Raw genomic sequence first — 14,919 nt, 5'->3', positions numbered from 1 at the left:
GCATGACAGCACGGGAAGGTGGGCGTTTCAGTATGATGTCGATGTATTATCAGGCCTTTCAGAACCATATGGACCTCACCGCGCCGTGGCGGGCGGGAGCTTCGTCCGCGCTCAGATTCCTCAATCTGGTGCCGCAGGGCCTATCGGATCAGGTCGTCGGCCGGCTCTCCGCCGCGCTGGAGCTGATCTCGCGCTCCACCCTCACCTATCACCGTCCGGCCTACGGCATCGACAGCGTGATGGTGGGCAACCGTGAGGTCGGCGTCACCGAGGAGGTCGCCTACGCGACGCCGTTCGGCTCGCTGCTGCACTTCAGGAAGGACGGCGTGCCGGAGCAGCCGCGCATGCTGCTGGTGGCGCCGATGTCGGGCCATTTCGCCACGCTGCTGCGCGGCACCGTGAAAACGCTGCTGCAGGATCACGACGTCTACATCACCGACTGGCACAATCCGCGCGACATTCCACGCCGCGAAGGCCGCTTCGGGCTCGACGATTACACCGATCATCTCATCGACTTCCTCGGCCAATTGGGCCCGCGTCCGCACATGGTCGCAATCTGTCAGCCCTCGGTCTCGGCACTGGCGGCCGCCGCGGTCATGTGCGAGGGCAATCACCCCTCGCGGCCTGCGACGCTGACGCTGATGGCGGGCCCGATCGACACGCGCATCCAGCCGACCAGGGTTAACGAGTTCGCCAAGAGCAGGCCGATCGACTGGTTCGAGCAGAACCTGATCAACTACGTGCCGGTGCAATGCCGCGGCGCGCTCCGCAAGGTCTATCCCGGCTTCGTGCAGCTCACGGCGTTCGTCTCGATGAATCTCGAGCGCCACATCAAGCAGCACATGGATCTCGCCAACCATATCGCCAAGGGCGAGAAGGAGAAGGCCGCGAGCATCAAGACCTTCTACGACGAATATTTCGCCGTGATGGACCTGCCGGCCGAGTTCTACATCGAGACCGTGCGTGACGTGTTCCAGGAGCACCTGTTGCCGCAAGGCAAGTTGATGCACCGTGGCCGTCCCGTGAACACCAAGGCCGTCAGCCGCATGGGACTGATGACGGTCGAAGGCGAGAAGGACGACATCTGCTCGATCGGCCAGACGCTCGCCGCGCAAGACCTCTGCACCGGTGTGCGCGCCTATCGCCGCGTCCACCACATGCAGGCCGGCGTCGGCCATTACGGCGTGTTCTCGGGCAAGCGGTGGAATAACGAGATCTATCCGCTGCTGCGGGATTTCGTGCACGTGAATTCCTGACTGTCATTCCCTGTCCCCGGACTGGGGGAAAACGGCACGTGCCTAATGCACTTGCTCGAGCAGCTCTTTCGCTTCCACGACTTCAGAAAGATTTCGCTCCACATCGAATTCGGCCAGCACGCGAGCGAGCACCTCGGATACCCCGCCTGCTCGGCCATTTCTCTTGTGCAGGCGCGCAAGTCCAAGGGCGCTGCGCAGCTCGAAGGTCCTCGTCTGCTGGTGTCGTGCGATCTCAAGCGCTCGCTTGAGGGAAGCTTCGGCACCGGCTTCGTCCGAAGGATCAAGACGCGACAAAAGCTCGCCGCGGGCGCGATGCAGCTCGGCATCAAGCCAATGCTGGCCGGATTGCCCGGTCCATGCGATCAATTCGCTCAAGATTTCCAGCCCGGTTTCGAGTTGACCCGACGCTGCGTTCGCCAAGGCGACATGCATCCCCCAAAACGGCTCACAGAGATAGCAGTCATTCTCGTGCAGCAAGGTCCAGCCGCGACGCATTTCCGTCAGTCCGGTCATTTGGTCGCCGGCACGCCACTTGGCGAGGCCATCCAGGTAGGTGCCGGCGGCTACATACAACGGCATCGTGTGGTCGCGCGCGAGACCGAGCGCCAGGATCGTCTCCGTTTGCTGCAACATGCCCCCGCATAGTCCGTCGAACACAGCGCGATGAACCAGCGCGTTGGCCTGGGACAGCGCCCGCTTTTCTCCCGAAGCACTCACCGCTTCGGCGGCGAGGCGGCGTGCGCGCGCGATCTTGCCAAGCGGCCAAAGCACCAGGGCGAGAAACCTCATGATCACGAACGGGAGATCCAGTGCCGAAGCCCTGAACGTCGCGGGATCCGGTTCGGCACCATAGATCTCGAGTGCCTGCTCGAGGTGCATCCTCGCGTCCAAGTAGTCACCGCCGAACCAGCAGGTAACCCCGCCCGTCCAATGTGCAACGACGGCGGCCACCGGTGAGTCCGGTCGTCGGTCAGCCGCGCTCCTGATGGCATCCGCCAGCTCCAGCATCGGAGCGAGTTCGCCGTGTGTCAGGCAAGCATTGAAGAGACCCGAATGGACCGGCGCGAGTTCAACGGGATCATTGATGTCGGCAGCGAACTGTCGGGCACGCGTCCATGCGGCTACCGTTTCGGGAGCGCTGTGGCCGAGGCTGCCTCGCAATGCACGGCCATACTCGATTTGAAGGTGCAGCCTGCTCATCATCCGGCAGGGATCATCCGGCACCTCATCGGCGGACGCAATCGCCTTGCCGAGATGCGCGATCGCCTCGGAATAGGCCGAGCGCTTCAGCGCTTGCTGGCCCGCCTTGCGCCACCATTCGAGGGCGATCTCGCTCAGCCCCGCCTCAGTGAAGTGGTGTGCCAGAACTTCCGGCTCAGTCTCGGCAACGACGGGAAACTTCTCGCGCAGGACATCGCCGATGCGCTTGTGAAGCACCTGCCGTTTGCTCTTGAGCAGGCCTTCATAGGCCGCTTCCTGAACGAGAGCGTGCCTGAAGCTATAGTTTGCGTCCGGCGGTGTCCCGCGACGCACCAGCAGTTCCGCCTCTTCGAGTTGCCCCAGCGCAGCGCTCAGCGTCAGATCATCGCGTCCTGTCACATATCTTAGCAGCGCGTATGAAAAGTCGCGGCCGATGGCGGCGCCTATCTGCGCCACCTCCTTGACGGGAGCCAGCCGGTCGAGCCGCGCCATCAGCGAATCCTGCAGCGTCGCGGGAATAGCGAGCGGTGGGAGCGGACTATCGAGGCGGTAGCGTCCGGAATCCTCGACAAGCAGTCCGGACTCCAGCACCATCTTGGTCAGTTCCTCGACGAATAGCGGGATGCCGTCCGTCTTGTCGATGATCTGCTCCATCATCTCGCGCGGCAGCTGGCGGCCAACGGTCACCTGCTCGACCAGCGCACGCGTGTCCTGCCGGTCGAGCCGGTCGAGCCGCAACAGGCTGACGTTGGCGAGGCCCGACCAGGAGGGCTCGAACTCTGGCCGGGATGTCATGAGCATGAGTATCGGCAGTCCCCTGATCCGGTCGACCCCGAGATCGAACAGTTCAAGTGTCGTGGCGTCGGCCCAATGCATATCCTCGCAGATAACCAGCAGGGGTTGCTCTCGCGCCAACCCCTCGAGCTGATCGAGAAGCGAGGCAAATGTCTGTCGCCGCTGCTGCGCCGGGCTCAAACCAAGCGGCGGATAATGGTCGCCGGTTGGAATCGAAAGGAGAGCCGCAATGAGCGGTGTCGCCCGGGCGACCTGTTGCGTTCCAAGCGCCAGCATTGCCTCAAGCTTGTCGAGCTTTTGCTCCGGCGTGTCGTGCGAGCGGATACCGGCTGCGCGCTCCAGCTGCGCGACAAAGGGATGAAGCGCGCTGTTGGTGTGGTAGGGCGAACACTGATATCGCACCCGGCGGTGCGCCCCCAACGCGGGGTTTTCGGACAGCGTTGCGACGATGCGCGACTTGCCGATGCCTGCTTCGCCGGAGATCAAAACCATCTGGCCCTGCCCCTGCCATGCCAATCGCTGGCGCGAGAGCGTGAATTCGATCTCCTCCTTGCGACCGACAAAGCCGATCGAACGCGCTGCGCGGACCGCCTCGAAGCGACTCTCCGACGCGGCCGCCCCCTCGACCGCCCAGACCGCGATGGGTTCGGCTATCCCCTTGACCTCGCGGCGGCCGAGATTGCGAAAAGTGAAGAGATCGCCAAGCAGCCGGCGCGTCGACGAGGCGACGACGACCACTCCCGGTTCGGCCAGGCTCTGAAGCCTGGCAGCAAGGTTTGGTGTATCGCCGACCGTTGCGTGCTCCTCCGACGCATCGCCGCTGATGAGGTCGCCGATCACCACAAGCCCGGTCGCGATTGCGATCCGCAGTTCAACCCGTTCAGTGGCGCCCGTCCTGAGTCGCCCGACCGCAGCGATGGTGTCGAGGCCGGCTCGCACTGCGCGCTCCGCATCGTCCTCGTGGGCGCGGGGATAGCCGAAATAGACCAGTATTCCGTCACCGACGAACCTGGCGATCCTGCCGTCATAAGCAGCGATGACGCTCGCACAGGCGGCGCGGTAGGCCCGGATCACTTCCCACATATCCTCGGGATCGAGACGCGCGGAGAGCGCAGTCGAGCCGACCAGGTCGCAAAACATAACGGTCAGGTGACGCCGCTCGGCGTCGTGAGGAGGAGCCGGCGATGCGATCAACGCGGCTGGATCGAGGTCGGCAATGGCACGCAGCATTTTGCGGCGATGGCCAAGCAGGACTCCGAGCTTATCGAAGTCCTCGGCCATCAGTTCGGGAAGGACGCCCATGTCGATCCCATTTTGGACAAAACGCTCTGCGTATTGTCCAAGCCCCAGCTTCTCGAGCCACTCCGCAATCTGCATTGGCTCCACCGATCGTGCGGTTGGCGGTTAGCAGAATTTTGGACCACGGCGCGGGGACAATATCCCAACGCCACCATGATGGCACGTCTTGTTTGTTGCGCGATAACTTAGGTTGCTCAGTACCGATGCCGCTTCCAAGCAAGGACATTGCTCGATGCAAACGGTCGCGCTACTAAAAATCGTCTGCACGCAGCGTTGAACGACAGAAGTTGCGATGAGCCGTCAACCACTCGCCTTCAGACCTGACGTCAGCACTGGCACTGGTGCCCACATCACGACGCCAAGCAGACGTTTTTCCGTGAGCACAATTGTCTTCATTCCTCGTCCTTGGGCACTTCGTAGTTGCGCGCCATCGTTCCCGCCGCAACTTGAAGCGAAGACCCAACGACCCAACAGCCGGCGAGAAACGCTATCAGCGCATTGGGTAGGCTTTGATCAAGGACAAGGATGCTGACGGACAGAGTTGCTGCAATCGCCGCGCCGAACGTACCGGCCGCACTCATGATCTCAGCAACCTCAGAGCCGTTGTATTCTTCCGAGGTGCTCGAAATCGACCTCCGAGCGACAGACCGGGACAAATCAATTCCAACATAATAGCTGAGAGCTCCGTAGAGCATTGTTAGCAGCACGATCCAGCCGCTTTCAAAAAGCCCGCCTTGCTGACGCAACAGGGTCGCACCCACATAGAGGCCGCAAGAGGCCCCAACGGCTGCTAGCCCAATTCTTTCGAGGAGATGGGCCGACTTGATAAGACTGGAACGGGCGATCCCAAGATTACCGGCGTACCTCGTTAGGGAAAATGCGCTGGAAACTGCGTTGCCTATCTTCATTGGGGGCTCCTCAATAAGTAGCAGCCTACCGGCCGACCCCGATTAGAAGCTGCGTGGACGCGCTTCGCGATGCCCTTGATTCCAATTTCCAAAAGATGTGGCTGAGTGATGGGGCTGGCTTGCTCGTAACCAAGACGAGAGCCAGTCCAAAGCTGCGAGCTCGCGGCTTCGCAGGCATTGCATCTCACCCGTGTCTGTCAGTCAGCTCCGGGTGCAGCAATTTCTTGGGGGAGAGTTAGCTCGAAAAGAGAGTGATGGACTATGAGACTGTTCACATACTCCTGTTCCCTGTCGCTCCATCCAGTCACGATCTCAGGAGGACTAAGTTTGCATCGTTGCATACGCGGGAGCGCAGAAGCGCGAACTGACAGGCGCCGTGAGTTCGCAAGCTGTCCCGCGTTGCGCCACAGAAATCTCGTCAGGCGGATGGCCGATGCCGTCGGCGAGATTGGCCGGATTGAAGATGGAACTTTGACGCGAAAACGCTCTACGCGTCCCGCCCGCCATGGGTTTCGCGGCGCCATGCGCCCGGACTAACGCCGACCATCTGGGTGAACACCCGCGTGAAATGGCTTTGATTGGCAAATCCGGCCGAGATCGCAATCTCGGACAACGGCAGGTTGCGGACGGTCATCAACTGCGTGGCCGCCTTCACGCGCTGGCGCAGCAGCCATTGATGCGGCGGCAGGCCGGTGGAGATCCGGAATGCGCGTGAAAAGTGGCTGACCGAAAGGCCGAGCTCGGTCGCGATCTGCTCCAGCGCGACCTTGCCTGAGAGATCGGAGTCGAGCCGGTCGCAGGCGCGCTTCACCTGCCATGGCGCGAGGCCGCCGCGGTTAGGCTCTGCGACAGGCTTCAGCCCGCCATAGGTCTGGGCGACGTGGGCGGTGAGCGCGAGCATCATGTGATCGACGAAAAGCTGGTTGGTCTCGTCAGGCCGACGCAGTGCTTCCTGCAAGCTGGCGCCGATATGACGGATGACCCCATCGTCATGGCCCACGCCGGGCTCGTAACTGAGCTCGCCAATGCGCGGCGCGCCGGGTTGCCTCGCCATGTCGTGAAGGGCCGAGCGCGGCAAATAGAAGAAGAGCGAGTGAAACGGTTTGTCGATCACATAGCGCGGGTCGCGCTTGAGGTCGTACAGATAGGTCGCGCCCGCACGAATATCCTCCCTGGTGACGTAGCGGCCTTCCTCCCAACATTCGCAAGCGGGATAGTCGCGGAGCTTCAAGCTGACAAGGTAAGCATCTTCAGCCGGCAACGAGCCGGAAAGTTCGGACGTCGGCTTGTCATTGCGGACTTCGGTGACCGCGAGCTCCGCGCTGCGCAGCGAGCGCGTGATCAGAACCGGAGCTTCCTTCACGTGAAGGCCCCGCCCGAGCCTCTGCCCGTAGACGCCTGCTTGTGTCATTTCAATATTCCATCCGTGAAAGGCACGTCTGCGCCAGCCTTTCCGAGTCGATGCATTATCGGAGATCGACGGCCGACGGTCCAGCTTCGCCGGATTAGCATATAGATTGTGGCAGGCGGTCGCACTCCGTCGCGACGAGGTGAATTCATTGTGATTTCAGCACGATTTCACAGGCTTGGCATCGCGAAGGACAACAGCGTTAACGTGTGCGGCTGATCAGGGCACGATTTTATCGTGCGTTCTGGAAAGCATCCGCTGCGCGCCTTTGCGCCGCTAGGCCGACCATTCCTCGCCCCAGACCTGGACGACGTGGCCGGGCGAGACTTCGCGATACTGCCGGACCGGCGGCTGATAATCCGGTGCGCGCACCGGGCTTCTGATCTCGTCGTTCGAGGTCTCGCGCTTCGTGCCGCGGCGCGACGGATCGGGCACGGGCACCGCGGCCATCAGCTTCCTCGTGTAGGGATGCTGCGGATTGCCGAACAAGGCTGCGCGCGGGCCGGTCTCGACGATCTCGCCGAGATACATCACGGCGACGCGATGGCTCATGCGTTCGACCACCGCGATGTCGTGGGAAATGAAGAGATAGGCAAGGCCCATGCTGGCCTGGAGGTCGAGCATCAGGTTGACGACCTGCGCCTTGACCGAGACGTCGAGGGCGGAGACCGCTTCGTCCGCAACGATCAGCTTCGGCCCGAGCGCGAGCGCGCGCGCAATGCAGATGCGCTGGCGCTGGCCACCGGAGAATTCGTGCGGAAAGCGCGCGGCCATGTCGGCGGTCAGGCCGACGCGCACGAGGAGGTCGGCGACCTTGTCGCGCGCCTGCGATGCCGTGGCGAGCCCGTTGGCGAGCAGCGGCGCTGCGATCGCCGTCCCCACCGACATGCGCGGATTGAGACTCGCGAACGGATCCTGGAATACGATCTGCATCTGCTTGCGGAAGTCGCGCAAGGTCCGGGCGTTCATGGCGAGGACGTCCTGGCCGTCGACCAGGACGGTGCCGCTGTCCGGCTCCGTCAGCTTGAGGATGGAACGGCCTGTCGTCGATTTGCCGCAACCGGATTCGCCAACCAGCGCCAGCGTCTCGCCGGCGCGCAGGGTGAAGGAGATGTTCTCGACCGCGTGGACGCGGCCCGAAACCTTGCCTAACAAGCCGGAGCGGATCGGAAAGCGTGTGGTGAGGTTGGAGACTTCGAGCAGCGGCCGCTCGGCGGTTGAGACCGTTTCAGGTGTCTCCGTCGGCTCGTCCGAGGTGCCCGTCACCTTGTCGACGACCGGAAACCGCATCGGCCGCGTCCGCCCGCCCATCGAGCCGAGGCGCGGTACGGCCGCGAGCAGCGCGCTCGTATAGGGATGCGAGGGCGCAGCAAAGATGCGCGCGGTCGCATCGGTCTCGACCGCCTGCCCGCCATACATCACCACGGTACGGTCCGCGATCTCCGCGACCACGCCCATATCGTGGGTGATGAAGAGGATCGACATCCCCTCCTCCTGCTGGAGCTCCTTCAGAAGCTCCAGGATCTGCGCCTGGATGGTGACGTCGAGCGCGGTGGTCGGCTCGTCGGCGATCAGCAGCTTCGGCTTGCAGGCGAGCGCCATCGCGATCATCACGCGCTGGCGCATGCCACCGGAGAAACGATGCGGATGCTCGTGGAAGCGTGATGCCGCCGCGGGAATGCGGACACGATCGAGCAGACGGATGGTCTCGGCCTCCGCCGCCGCGCGCGACAGGCCGCGATGCTGGATCAGCGCCTCGGCGATCTGGAAGCCGATGGTGAGCACCGGATTGAGGCTCGTCATCGGCTCCTGGAAGATCATGGCGACATCGTTGCCACGGACATCCGTCATGCTCGCTTCGGACAGCGTCAGCAGATCGCGGCCCGCGAGCGTGACGCGCCCCTCGACCCGGCCGCTCTCCTTCGGAATGAGCCGCATGATGGAAAGCGCGGTGACGCTCTTGCCCGAACCGGACTCGCCGACGATCGCCACGGTTTCCTTGGCCGCGATATCGAACGACACGTCGCGGACGACGGGAATCCATTGCCGCTCGCGCAGAAAGGACGTGGTCAGGCCCGCGACCGACAACACGGGCGCCTGCGCTTCGGCAACGATCGGATCAGGCCTGCTTGCGCCGATGCTCATGCGATTGCCCTAATAGCCGCGACTGCGATCAACACGCCCCGGCAGATCTTCGCCGCGGCGGTGGCGCGCGATGACGTCGAGCACGAAATCGACGGCCGTATCAGGCGTCGTCATGCTGGCATTGTGCGGCGTCAGCAGGATGCGCGGATGGCTCCAGAACGGATGGCCGGCGGGCAGCGGCTCGGGATCGGCAACGTCGAGCACCGCACCGGACAGTGCGCCGCTGTCGAGCGCCGCGAGAAAATCGGCTTGGACGAGATGCGGGCCACGCCCGACATTGACGAGCCCTGCTCCGCGCGGCAGGCGCGCGAACAGATCGGCATTGAGGATGCCGCGGGTCTCGTCTGTCAGCGGCAGCAGGCAGACGAGGATGTCGGCCTGCGCGAGAAACTCGGGCAAGGTGTCCGTACCGGCGTAACAGGTGACGTCTTCAATCTCGCGCGGCGAACGATTCCAGCCGAGAAGCGGGAAGTCGAACGCCTTGAGCCGGTCGAGCACGGCCTGGCCGAGCTGGCCTAGCCCCATCACGCCGACACGACGACGTTTGGCCGGCGTGATCCGGATCTCGCGCCAGACCTGCTCCTTCTGTTGGCTGATGAAGTGCAGGAGATCGCGATGCAGGGCGAGCACGGCCATGGTGACGTATTCCACCATGGTCTCGGCGATGCCGGGCTCCAGCATGCGGACGAGCGGAATGTGCGCCGGAACTTTCGTGGCATCGAACTGATCCACGCCCGCACCGACCGAAAAGACCAGCTCGAGATTGGGAAAGGTCGTCGCGATATCGTCCGGCGGCACCCACGCCACCAGGTAGCGCACCTCGGCGGGATCGCCGATGTCGGGCCAGAGCCGGAACGGCACATCGGGCGCGCGCTCCGCGAAGAAGCGCGCCCATTCGGCGCCGCGAACCATGTTGGCCTTGTAGAGAACCGTCATGCCACCAGCACTCTCAGAACGGGCTGACCGGCGCGAGACGCCGGCCGTCGATCATGCGCTTGTGGCTGTAGGCCGCGGGATCGACCAGCGGCGTCGCGCCGGTCACGATGTCGGCGGCGAGCTTGCCGGCCGCAGGACCGATGCCAAAGCCGTGGCCGGAGAAGCCGGTCGCGAGGAAGAAGCCGGGCAAGGCATCGACCGGCGAGATCACGGGAATGGTGTCCGGCGTGCAGTCGATCGTGCCGCCCCAGGCTTCCGCGATCTCGATGTCCTTCAATTCGGGATTCGACTTGATCAGCGAAGCCAGCGCCGCGTTGACCAGCGACATGTCAGGCGCCGGATCGCGCACCCGCTCGGTCTCGAACGGCGACGGCTTGTCAAAACTCCAGCTCGTGCCGCGCACGATCTGGTCGAAGAACGACTTGCCGAACGACAGTTTCAGCCCGTTCTTGCGATGCAGGTAGGTCGGCCAGAAGGTGCGCGCGTAGCGGAACAGGTCTGGCGACAGTTCGACCGTGCCGCGGCCGCGCAGCGCCAGTGTAAAGCCGCCGTCGAGGCGGCGACGGATACAGTAGAAGTCGGTGCCGAGCGCGCCGGACGTGATCTCCGGTCCCGGCGTGGTTCGGCATGCGGTGGCGTTGACAAGACCGATCGGCAGCTCGATGCCATGACGGCGGCAGAACAGCGACGACCACGCACCGCCCGACAGCAGCACGGACTGGGTGCGAATGGTGCCCTTCTCGGTGACGACAGCGCTGACCCGTCCGCCCTGCGTTTCCAGTCCGCGTGCAGCGCAGCCCTGATGGATGGTCACGCCATGCTTGCGTGCGGCGGTGGCGAGCGCCGGCACGGCCATCGACGGCTCGGCGCGCCCATCGCTCGGCGTGTGCAGGCCGCCGACCCATTTCTCGGAATTCCCCGGCAGGCGCTCGGCGACTTCCGCCGGCGTCAGGACGGTCGAGTGGACCTGCATCTCGCGCGCCGTTGCGGCCCATCGCTCCCAACTGGCAAGCTCGTCCTTGCTTTTGGTCAGGAACAGCACGCCGGTGCGGCGGAAGCCGGCATCGACACCGGCGTCGTTCTGCATGTCCTCCCAGAGCCGGAGCGCCTCGCGGGCCAGCGGGATCTCCTCACGGGCGCGGCCCTGCTGGCGGCACCAGCCCCAATTGCGGCTCGACTGCTCGCCGCCGACATGGCCTTTCTCGACGAGGGCAACGGAAAGGCCCTTCTTCGCCAGATGATAGGCCGCGGACACGCCGATGACACCGCCGCCGATGACGACGACATCCACCTGCGCCGGCAGGCGTTCGTCGCTGTTTATACGGGTGAGCGGCGGGGACATGGGACACTCCAGCTATTCGGTTCGATCGAGGCAAGTCGGCTCGGGGGCAGGCTCGTCATGGGATGTTCATTCGAGGATCGAGCGCATCGCGCAGGCCGTCACCGAGGAAGTTGAAGCTCGTCACCGCGAGCGTGATGGCGAGGCCCGGCGCGATCGCAAGCCATGGCGCGCTGGTGAGATAGATCTGCGCGTTGTTGAGCATGTTGCCCCAGCTCGCGGCCGGCGGCTGGATGCCGTAGCCGAGATAGCTGACGTAGGATTCGAGCAGGATCGCCTTGGCGACGTTCAGCGTCGCCGCCACCACGATCGGCGCAATCGCGTTGGGCACGAGCTCGCGAAACATGATCCGCAGGTTCGACGAGCCGAAGGCGAGCGCGGCGAGCGCGAATTCGCGCTCGCGCAGCGAACGCACCTGGGCCTCGACGACGCGGGCAACGCTCATCCAGGCGGTCGCCGCGATCAGCACCGTCGTGGTGATCAGGCCAGGTTCGGTGAGGGCGGCCAGCGCAAGCAGGAGGAAGATCGTCGGAAAGCACAGCACGGCGTCGACCAGCCGCATCAGGACCGCGCCGACCACGCCGCCATAGAAGCCGGCGAAGGCGCCGACGGCGATTCCGACCGCCATCGCGATCACCATCGCGACGATGCCGATCGAGAGCGAGATCCGCCCGCCCATCATCAGCCGCGCCAGCACGTCGCGGCCAAGCTCGTCGGTGCCGAGGATGTGCGCGCCCGACAACGGCGGCGCGAACCGCTTCATGATGTCGATATAGGTGTCGTCGAACGGCAGCAGATAGGGACCCAACGCCGATCCGAGGACGAGAACCAGAATAATGACAGCACCCGCAAGTGCGAGGCGGTGCCGGCGAAAGCGCCGCCATGCGGCCTGGCCGGGCGCGAGCTGAACGGTCGAGAGGGTCGCAACCGTCATCCCTAGCCCACCCGGATGCGCGGATCGACGACGGCATAGAGGATGTCCGCAAGCAGCGAGCCGATCAGCACCATGGTCGCCGAGAACATCAGGATGCCCATCACCACGGGATAGTCGCGGTAGCCGATGGAATCCAGGAACAGCCGGCCCATGCCGGGCCAGGTGAACACGGTCTCGGCGACCAGCGCACCGCCGAGCAGCGTCGGAAACTGGAGGCCGGCCACCGTGATCATCGGCAGCAGGGCGTTGCGCAGCGCGTGCACGGTGAGGATGCGCCATTCCGGCATGCCCTTGGCGCGCGCGGTGCGGATGTAGTCCTGGTTGATCACCTCGAGCATGGAGGAGCGCATGAACCGGCCCCACATTGCGGTCTCGACCAGCGCCAGCACCAGCGCCGGCGCAATCAGATGATGCAGCAGGTCGAGGAAGGAGCCGTCGCCGACGGTTTGGCGATTGCCGGCCGGCAGCCAGCCGAGCTTCACCGAGAACACGTAGATGGTGACGAGGCCGAACCAGAAGGTCGGGATCGACAGCGCGATCATGGCGCCGACGGTCGCGAATGTATCGAACAGCGAATAGCGGCGCAGCGCGCCCAGCACGCCGATCCAGCAGCCGAGCAAAACCGCGATGATCGTCGCCGTCGCCATCAGCTCCAGCGTGGCGCCGAGATGGGAGGAGATCACCGACAGCACCGCCTCGCCGTCGCGGTAGGACTTGCCCCAATCGCCTTTCAGCATGCGGCCGAACCAGTCGAGATACTGGATCGGCAACGGGCGATCGAGGCCGAGCTGCCTCGTGACGCGGTCGAGGTCCTCCTGCGTCATCTGCGCGGACGCCGCGTATTGCGACAGCGGACCGCCGGGGGCCAGATGCAGGATGGCAAACCCGATCGCGGAGACGATCACCAGCAGCATGATCGCTTGCGCCAGGCGGTTGACGACGTAACGGGCCATCTCAGGCGATCCAGTGCGCCAAGCGCATCAGGCCCAATACCATTCGCGGATGTTCCAGCAATTGATCGAGGTGTTGATGTTGGGACGGAAGCCTTGCAGCCCCTCCTTCACGCCCTCGGCGATAAAACCCTGGAACAGCGGCAGGATAGCGAGGTCGTTGCGGATCAGCTTCTGCAGATCGCCATAGGTCGTCTTGCGCTGGGCGAGATCGAACTGTCTGGCGCCCTCAGCGAGCAGACGATCGGCCTCGGCGCTGTTGTACTGATAGGTGTTGAAGCCACGGCCGCCCTTGGCAGGGATAGCGCCGGAGCCGAAGCGCGGCGTCACATCAGGGTCGCTGCCGAGCATGAAGTTCACGGACACCAGCACCGAATTGAACTTCGACTGCTGCCAGAAATCGCCCCAGATCACGGCGGCGGGCATGTTGTTGACGCGCATCGCTGCGCCGATCGCGCGCCAGTCCTGGATCAGGAGCTGCTGGGTCTGCTCGCGCACCGCATTGCCCGACGTCGTCGAGTTGGTGAATTCGAGCTTGACCCCACCCTTCTCGCGAATGCCGCCGGAGCCGCGGGTCCAACCGGCTGCATCGAGCAGCGCGTTGGCCTTGGCCGGATCGTATTTGTGTTGCGGCAGGCCCTGCTGGAACGACCAGGCCTGTTGCGGCACGAAGCTCTCGGTCTGGGTCGGCAGGCCGTAGTTCAGCGCATCGATGATCGCCTGCTTGTTGATGGCAAGGTAGAGCGCCTCGCGCACCGCGCGATCGGCGAAGGGGCCGAATTCGAGATTGGGCGCGACGTGTTCCACCGAGGACGTCGCGGAGACGAAGATCTTGCGGCCCTTCAGCGTCTTCGCCTCCTGCACGAAGTTCGGCAAGATGCCTTGCAGGCCGGTGTAGTCGACCTGCCCCGTGCGGAACTGGGTGTAGAGGACGGTGAGATCGGGAATGTATTTGAAGACCACGCGTTCGACGTAAGGTCCTTTGCCGTGATAGCCGGCGTGGGCATTCAATTGAATGTGGTCGCCGGGCACGCGCTCGCCCCAGCGGAACGGCCCGGTGCCGACAGGCGCATTGTGGAACGGCGAGGCGTTCGGATCCGACAGCTTCTCCAGGATGTGCTTCGGCACGATGAAGGTGAGCGACAGGATCGACATGTAGGGCGAATAGGGAGCTTCCATCCGCCAATGGATCTCGTCGGGCGCGACGACCTTGATGTCCTTGACGAGGTTGTGGCCGACGCGGTTGCGGACGCGGAATTCGGGATTGTTGATCAGGTCCAGCGAGAACTTCACGTCCTCGGCCGTGAACGGCGTGCCGTCGTGCCATTTCACGTCGCTGCGCAGCTTGATCTTCCAGGTCAGGCCGTCGGCCGACAGGCCGCCATTCTCGACGGTCGGGACTTCGCGCGCGAGATCAGGGACGAACTTGCCGTCGGGTTCGATGAACCAGAGCGGTGAGAACACCTGCCACCAGATGCCCTGATCGACCTCGATCCCCGGCATCAGCGGATGGAAGACGGTCGGCTCCTGCGACAGCGCCGCGATCACCTGCCCGCGCGGCTTGTCCGGCGGATTGGTCGGGCGTTCGCTCTGCGCAAAGGCGTCGCCTGCAAGGGTCCATCCCGCTGCGGCGCCTGCGCCGAGCTGGAAGAATTGTCGGCGATTCGGAATGCCGAGATGACGCAGTCCGCCAACGCCGAACTTGCCGGTGCTGTCTGCCATGACCAGTCTCCGTTCCCGCACACGGCA

At 64.1% G+C, this 14,919-nt stretch carries 10 protein-coding genes; 1 reads left to right on the top strand and 9 read right to left on the bottom strand.

Annotated features, from left to right (window positions below; genetic code table 11):
- The first annotated feature begins 32 nt into the window (after positions 1–32).
- Positions 33–1,256 (top strand): polyhydroxyalkanoate depolymerase, encoded by a 1,224-nt coding sequence (locus ABIB95_RS12305; protein WP_187387949.1) that lies wholly within the window; start codon positions 33–35, stop codon positions 1,254–1,256.
- A 42-nt stretch (positions 1,257–1,298) separates the two neighbouring features.
- On the opposite strand, the gene ABIB95_RS12300 is transcribed toward ABIB95_RS12305, so the two are convergent.
- The 9 genes from ABIB95_RS12300 to ABIB95_RS12260 form a co-directional block, all read right to left on the bottom strand.
- Entirely contained in the window at positions 1,299–4,628 is a 3,330-nt protein-coding gene (locus tag ABIB95_RS12300) for an adenylate/guanylate cyclase domain-containing protein (protein ID WP_354239596.1), read from the bottom strand.
- 314 nt (positions 4,629–4,942) lie between these two features.
- Positions 4,943–5,458 (bottom strand): hypothetical protein, encoded by a 516-nt coding sequence (locus tag ABIB95_RS12295; RefSeq protein ID WP_354239594.1) that lies wholly within the window; start codon positions 5,456–5,458, stop codon positions 4,943–4,945.
- Positions 5,459–5,945: 487 nt separating this feature from the next.
- Positions 5,946–6,869 carry a helix-turn-helix domain-containing protein gene (locus tag ABIB95_RS12290; RefSeq protein WP_354239592.1) on the bottom strand — a complete coding sequence of 308 codons (924 nt, stop codon included), beginning with the start codon at positions 6,867–6,869 and terminating at the stop codon, positions 5,946–5,948.
- A gap of 273 nt (positions 6,870–7,142) precedes the next feature.
- Positions 7,143–9,011 carry an ABC transporter ATP-binding protein gene (locus tag ABIB95_RS12285; RefSeq protein ID WP_354239590.1) on the bottom strand — a complete coding sequence of 623 codons (1,869 nt, stop codon included), beginning with the start codon at positions 9,009–9,011 and terminating at the stop codon, positions 7,143–7,145.
- A 9-nt stretch (positions 9,012–9,020) separates the two neighbouring features.
- Complete coding sequence (locus tag ABIB95_RS12280; RefSeq protein ID WP_354239588.1) at positions 9,021–9,947, bottom strand: 2-hydroxyacid dehydrogenase; 927 nt, start codon at positions 9,945–9,947, stop codon at positions 9,021–9,023.
- Positions 9,948–9,960: 13 nt separating this feature from the next.
- Entirely contained in the window at positions 9,961–11,289 is a 1,329-nt protein-coding gene (locus ABIB95_RS12275) for an NAD(P)/FAD-dependent oxidoreductase (protein ID WP_354239586.1), read from the bottom strand.
- Positions 11,290–11,344: 55 nt separating this feature from the next.
- Positions 11,345–12,220 carry an ABC transporter permease gene (locus tag ABIB95_RS12270; protein ID WP_354239584.1) on the bottom strand — a complete coding sequence of 292 codons (876 nt, stop codon included), beginning with the start codon at positions 12,218–12,220 and terminating at the stop codon, positions 11,345–11,347.
- A gap of 2 nt (positions 12,221–12,222) precedes the next feature.
- Positions 12,223–13,173, bottom strand: coding sequence for an ABC transporter permease (locus ABIB95_RS12265; protein WP_354239582.1), 951 nt, complete (start codon positions 13,171–13,173; stop codon positions 12,223–12,225).
- 27 nt (positions 13,174–13,200) lie between these two features.
- Positions 13,201–14,892, bottom strand: coding sequence for a peptide ABC transporter substrate-binding protein (locus ABIB95_RS12260; RefSeq protein ID WP_354239580.1), 1,692 nt, complete (start codon positions 14,890–14,892; stop codon positions 13,201–13,203).
- Positions 14,893–14,919 lie beyond the last annotated feature (27 nt).

Origin of the sequence: Bradyrhizobium sp. LA2.1 (assembly GCF_040547725.1) — a bacterium.
GTDB lineage: Bacteria > Pseudomonadota > Alphaproteobacteria > Rhizobiales > Xanthobacteraceae > Bradyrhizobium > Bradyrhizobium barranii.
Note: the sequence above shows the minus strand (reverse complement) of the source record. Positions and strands in the feature narration are given on the sequence as shown.

Excerpts from the sequence above, each read along its gene's own strand:
- ABIB95_RS12290 (WP_354239592.1), bottom strand. The coding sequence starts at position 6,869 with ATGACACAAGCAGGCGTCTACGGGCAGAGGCTCGGGCGGGGCCTTCAC.
- ABIB95_RS12275 (WP_354239586.1), bottom strand. The coding sequence starts at position 11,289 with ATGTCCCCGCCGCTCACCCGTATAAACAGCGACGAACGCCTGCCGGCG.
- ABIB95_RS12285 (WP_354239590.1), bottom strand. The coding sequence starts at position 9,011 with ATGAGCATCGGCGCAAGCAGGCCTGATCCGATCGTTGCCGAAGCGCAG.
- ABIB95_RS12280 (WP_354239588.1), bottom strand. The coding sequence starts at position 9,947 with ATGACGGTTCTCTACAAGGCCAACATGGTTCGCGGCGCCGAATGGGCG.
- ABIB95_RS12270 (WP_354239584.1), bottom strand. The coding sequence starts at position 12,220 with ATGACGGTTGCGACCCTCTCGACCGTTCAGCTCGCGCCCGGCCAGGCC.
- ABIB95_RS12305 (WP_187387949.1), top strand. The coding sequence starts at position 33 with ATGATGTCGATGTATTATCAGGCCTTTCAGAACCATATGGACCTCACC.
- ABIB95_RS12260 (WP_354239580.1), bottom strand. The coding sequence starts at position 14,892 with ATGGCAGACAGCACCGGCAAGTTCGGCGTTGGCGGACTGCGTCATCTC.
- ABIB95_RS12295 (WP_354239594.1), bottom strand. The coding sequence starts at position 5,458 with ATGAAGATAGGCAACGCAGTTTCCAGCGCATTTTCCCTAACGAGGTAC.
- ABIB95_RS12300 (WP_354239596.1), bottom strand. The coding sequence starts at position 4,628 with ATGCAGATTGCGGAGTGGCTCGAGAAGCTGGGGCTTGGACAATACGCA.
- ABIB95_RS12265 (WP_354239582.1), bottom strand. The coding sequence starts at position 13,173 with ATGGCCCGTTACGTCGTCAACCGCCTGGCGCAAGCGATCATGCTGCTG.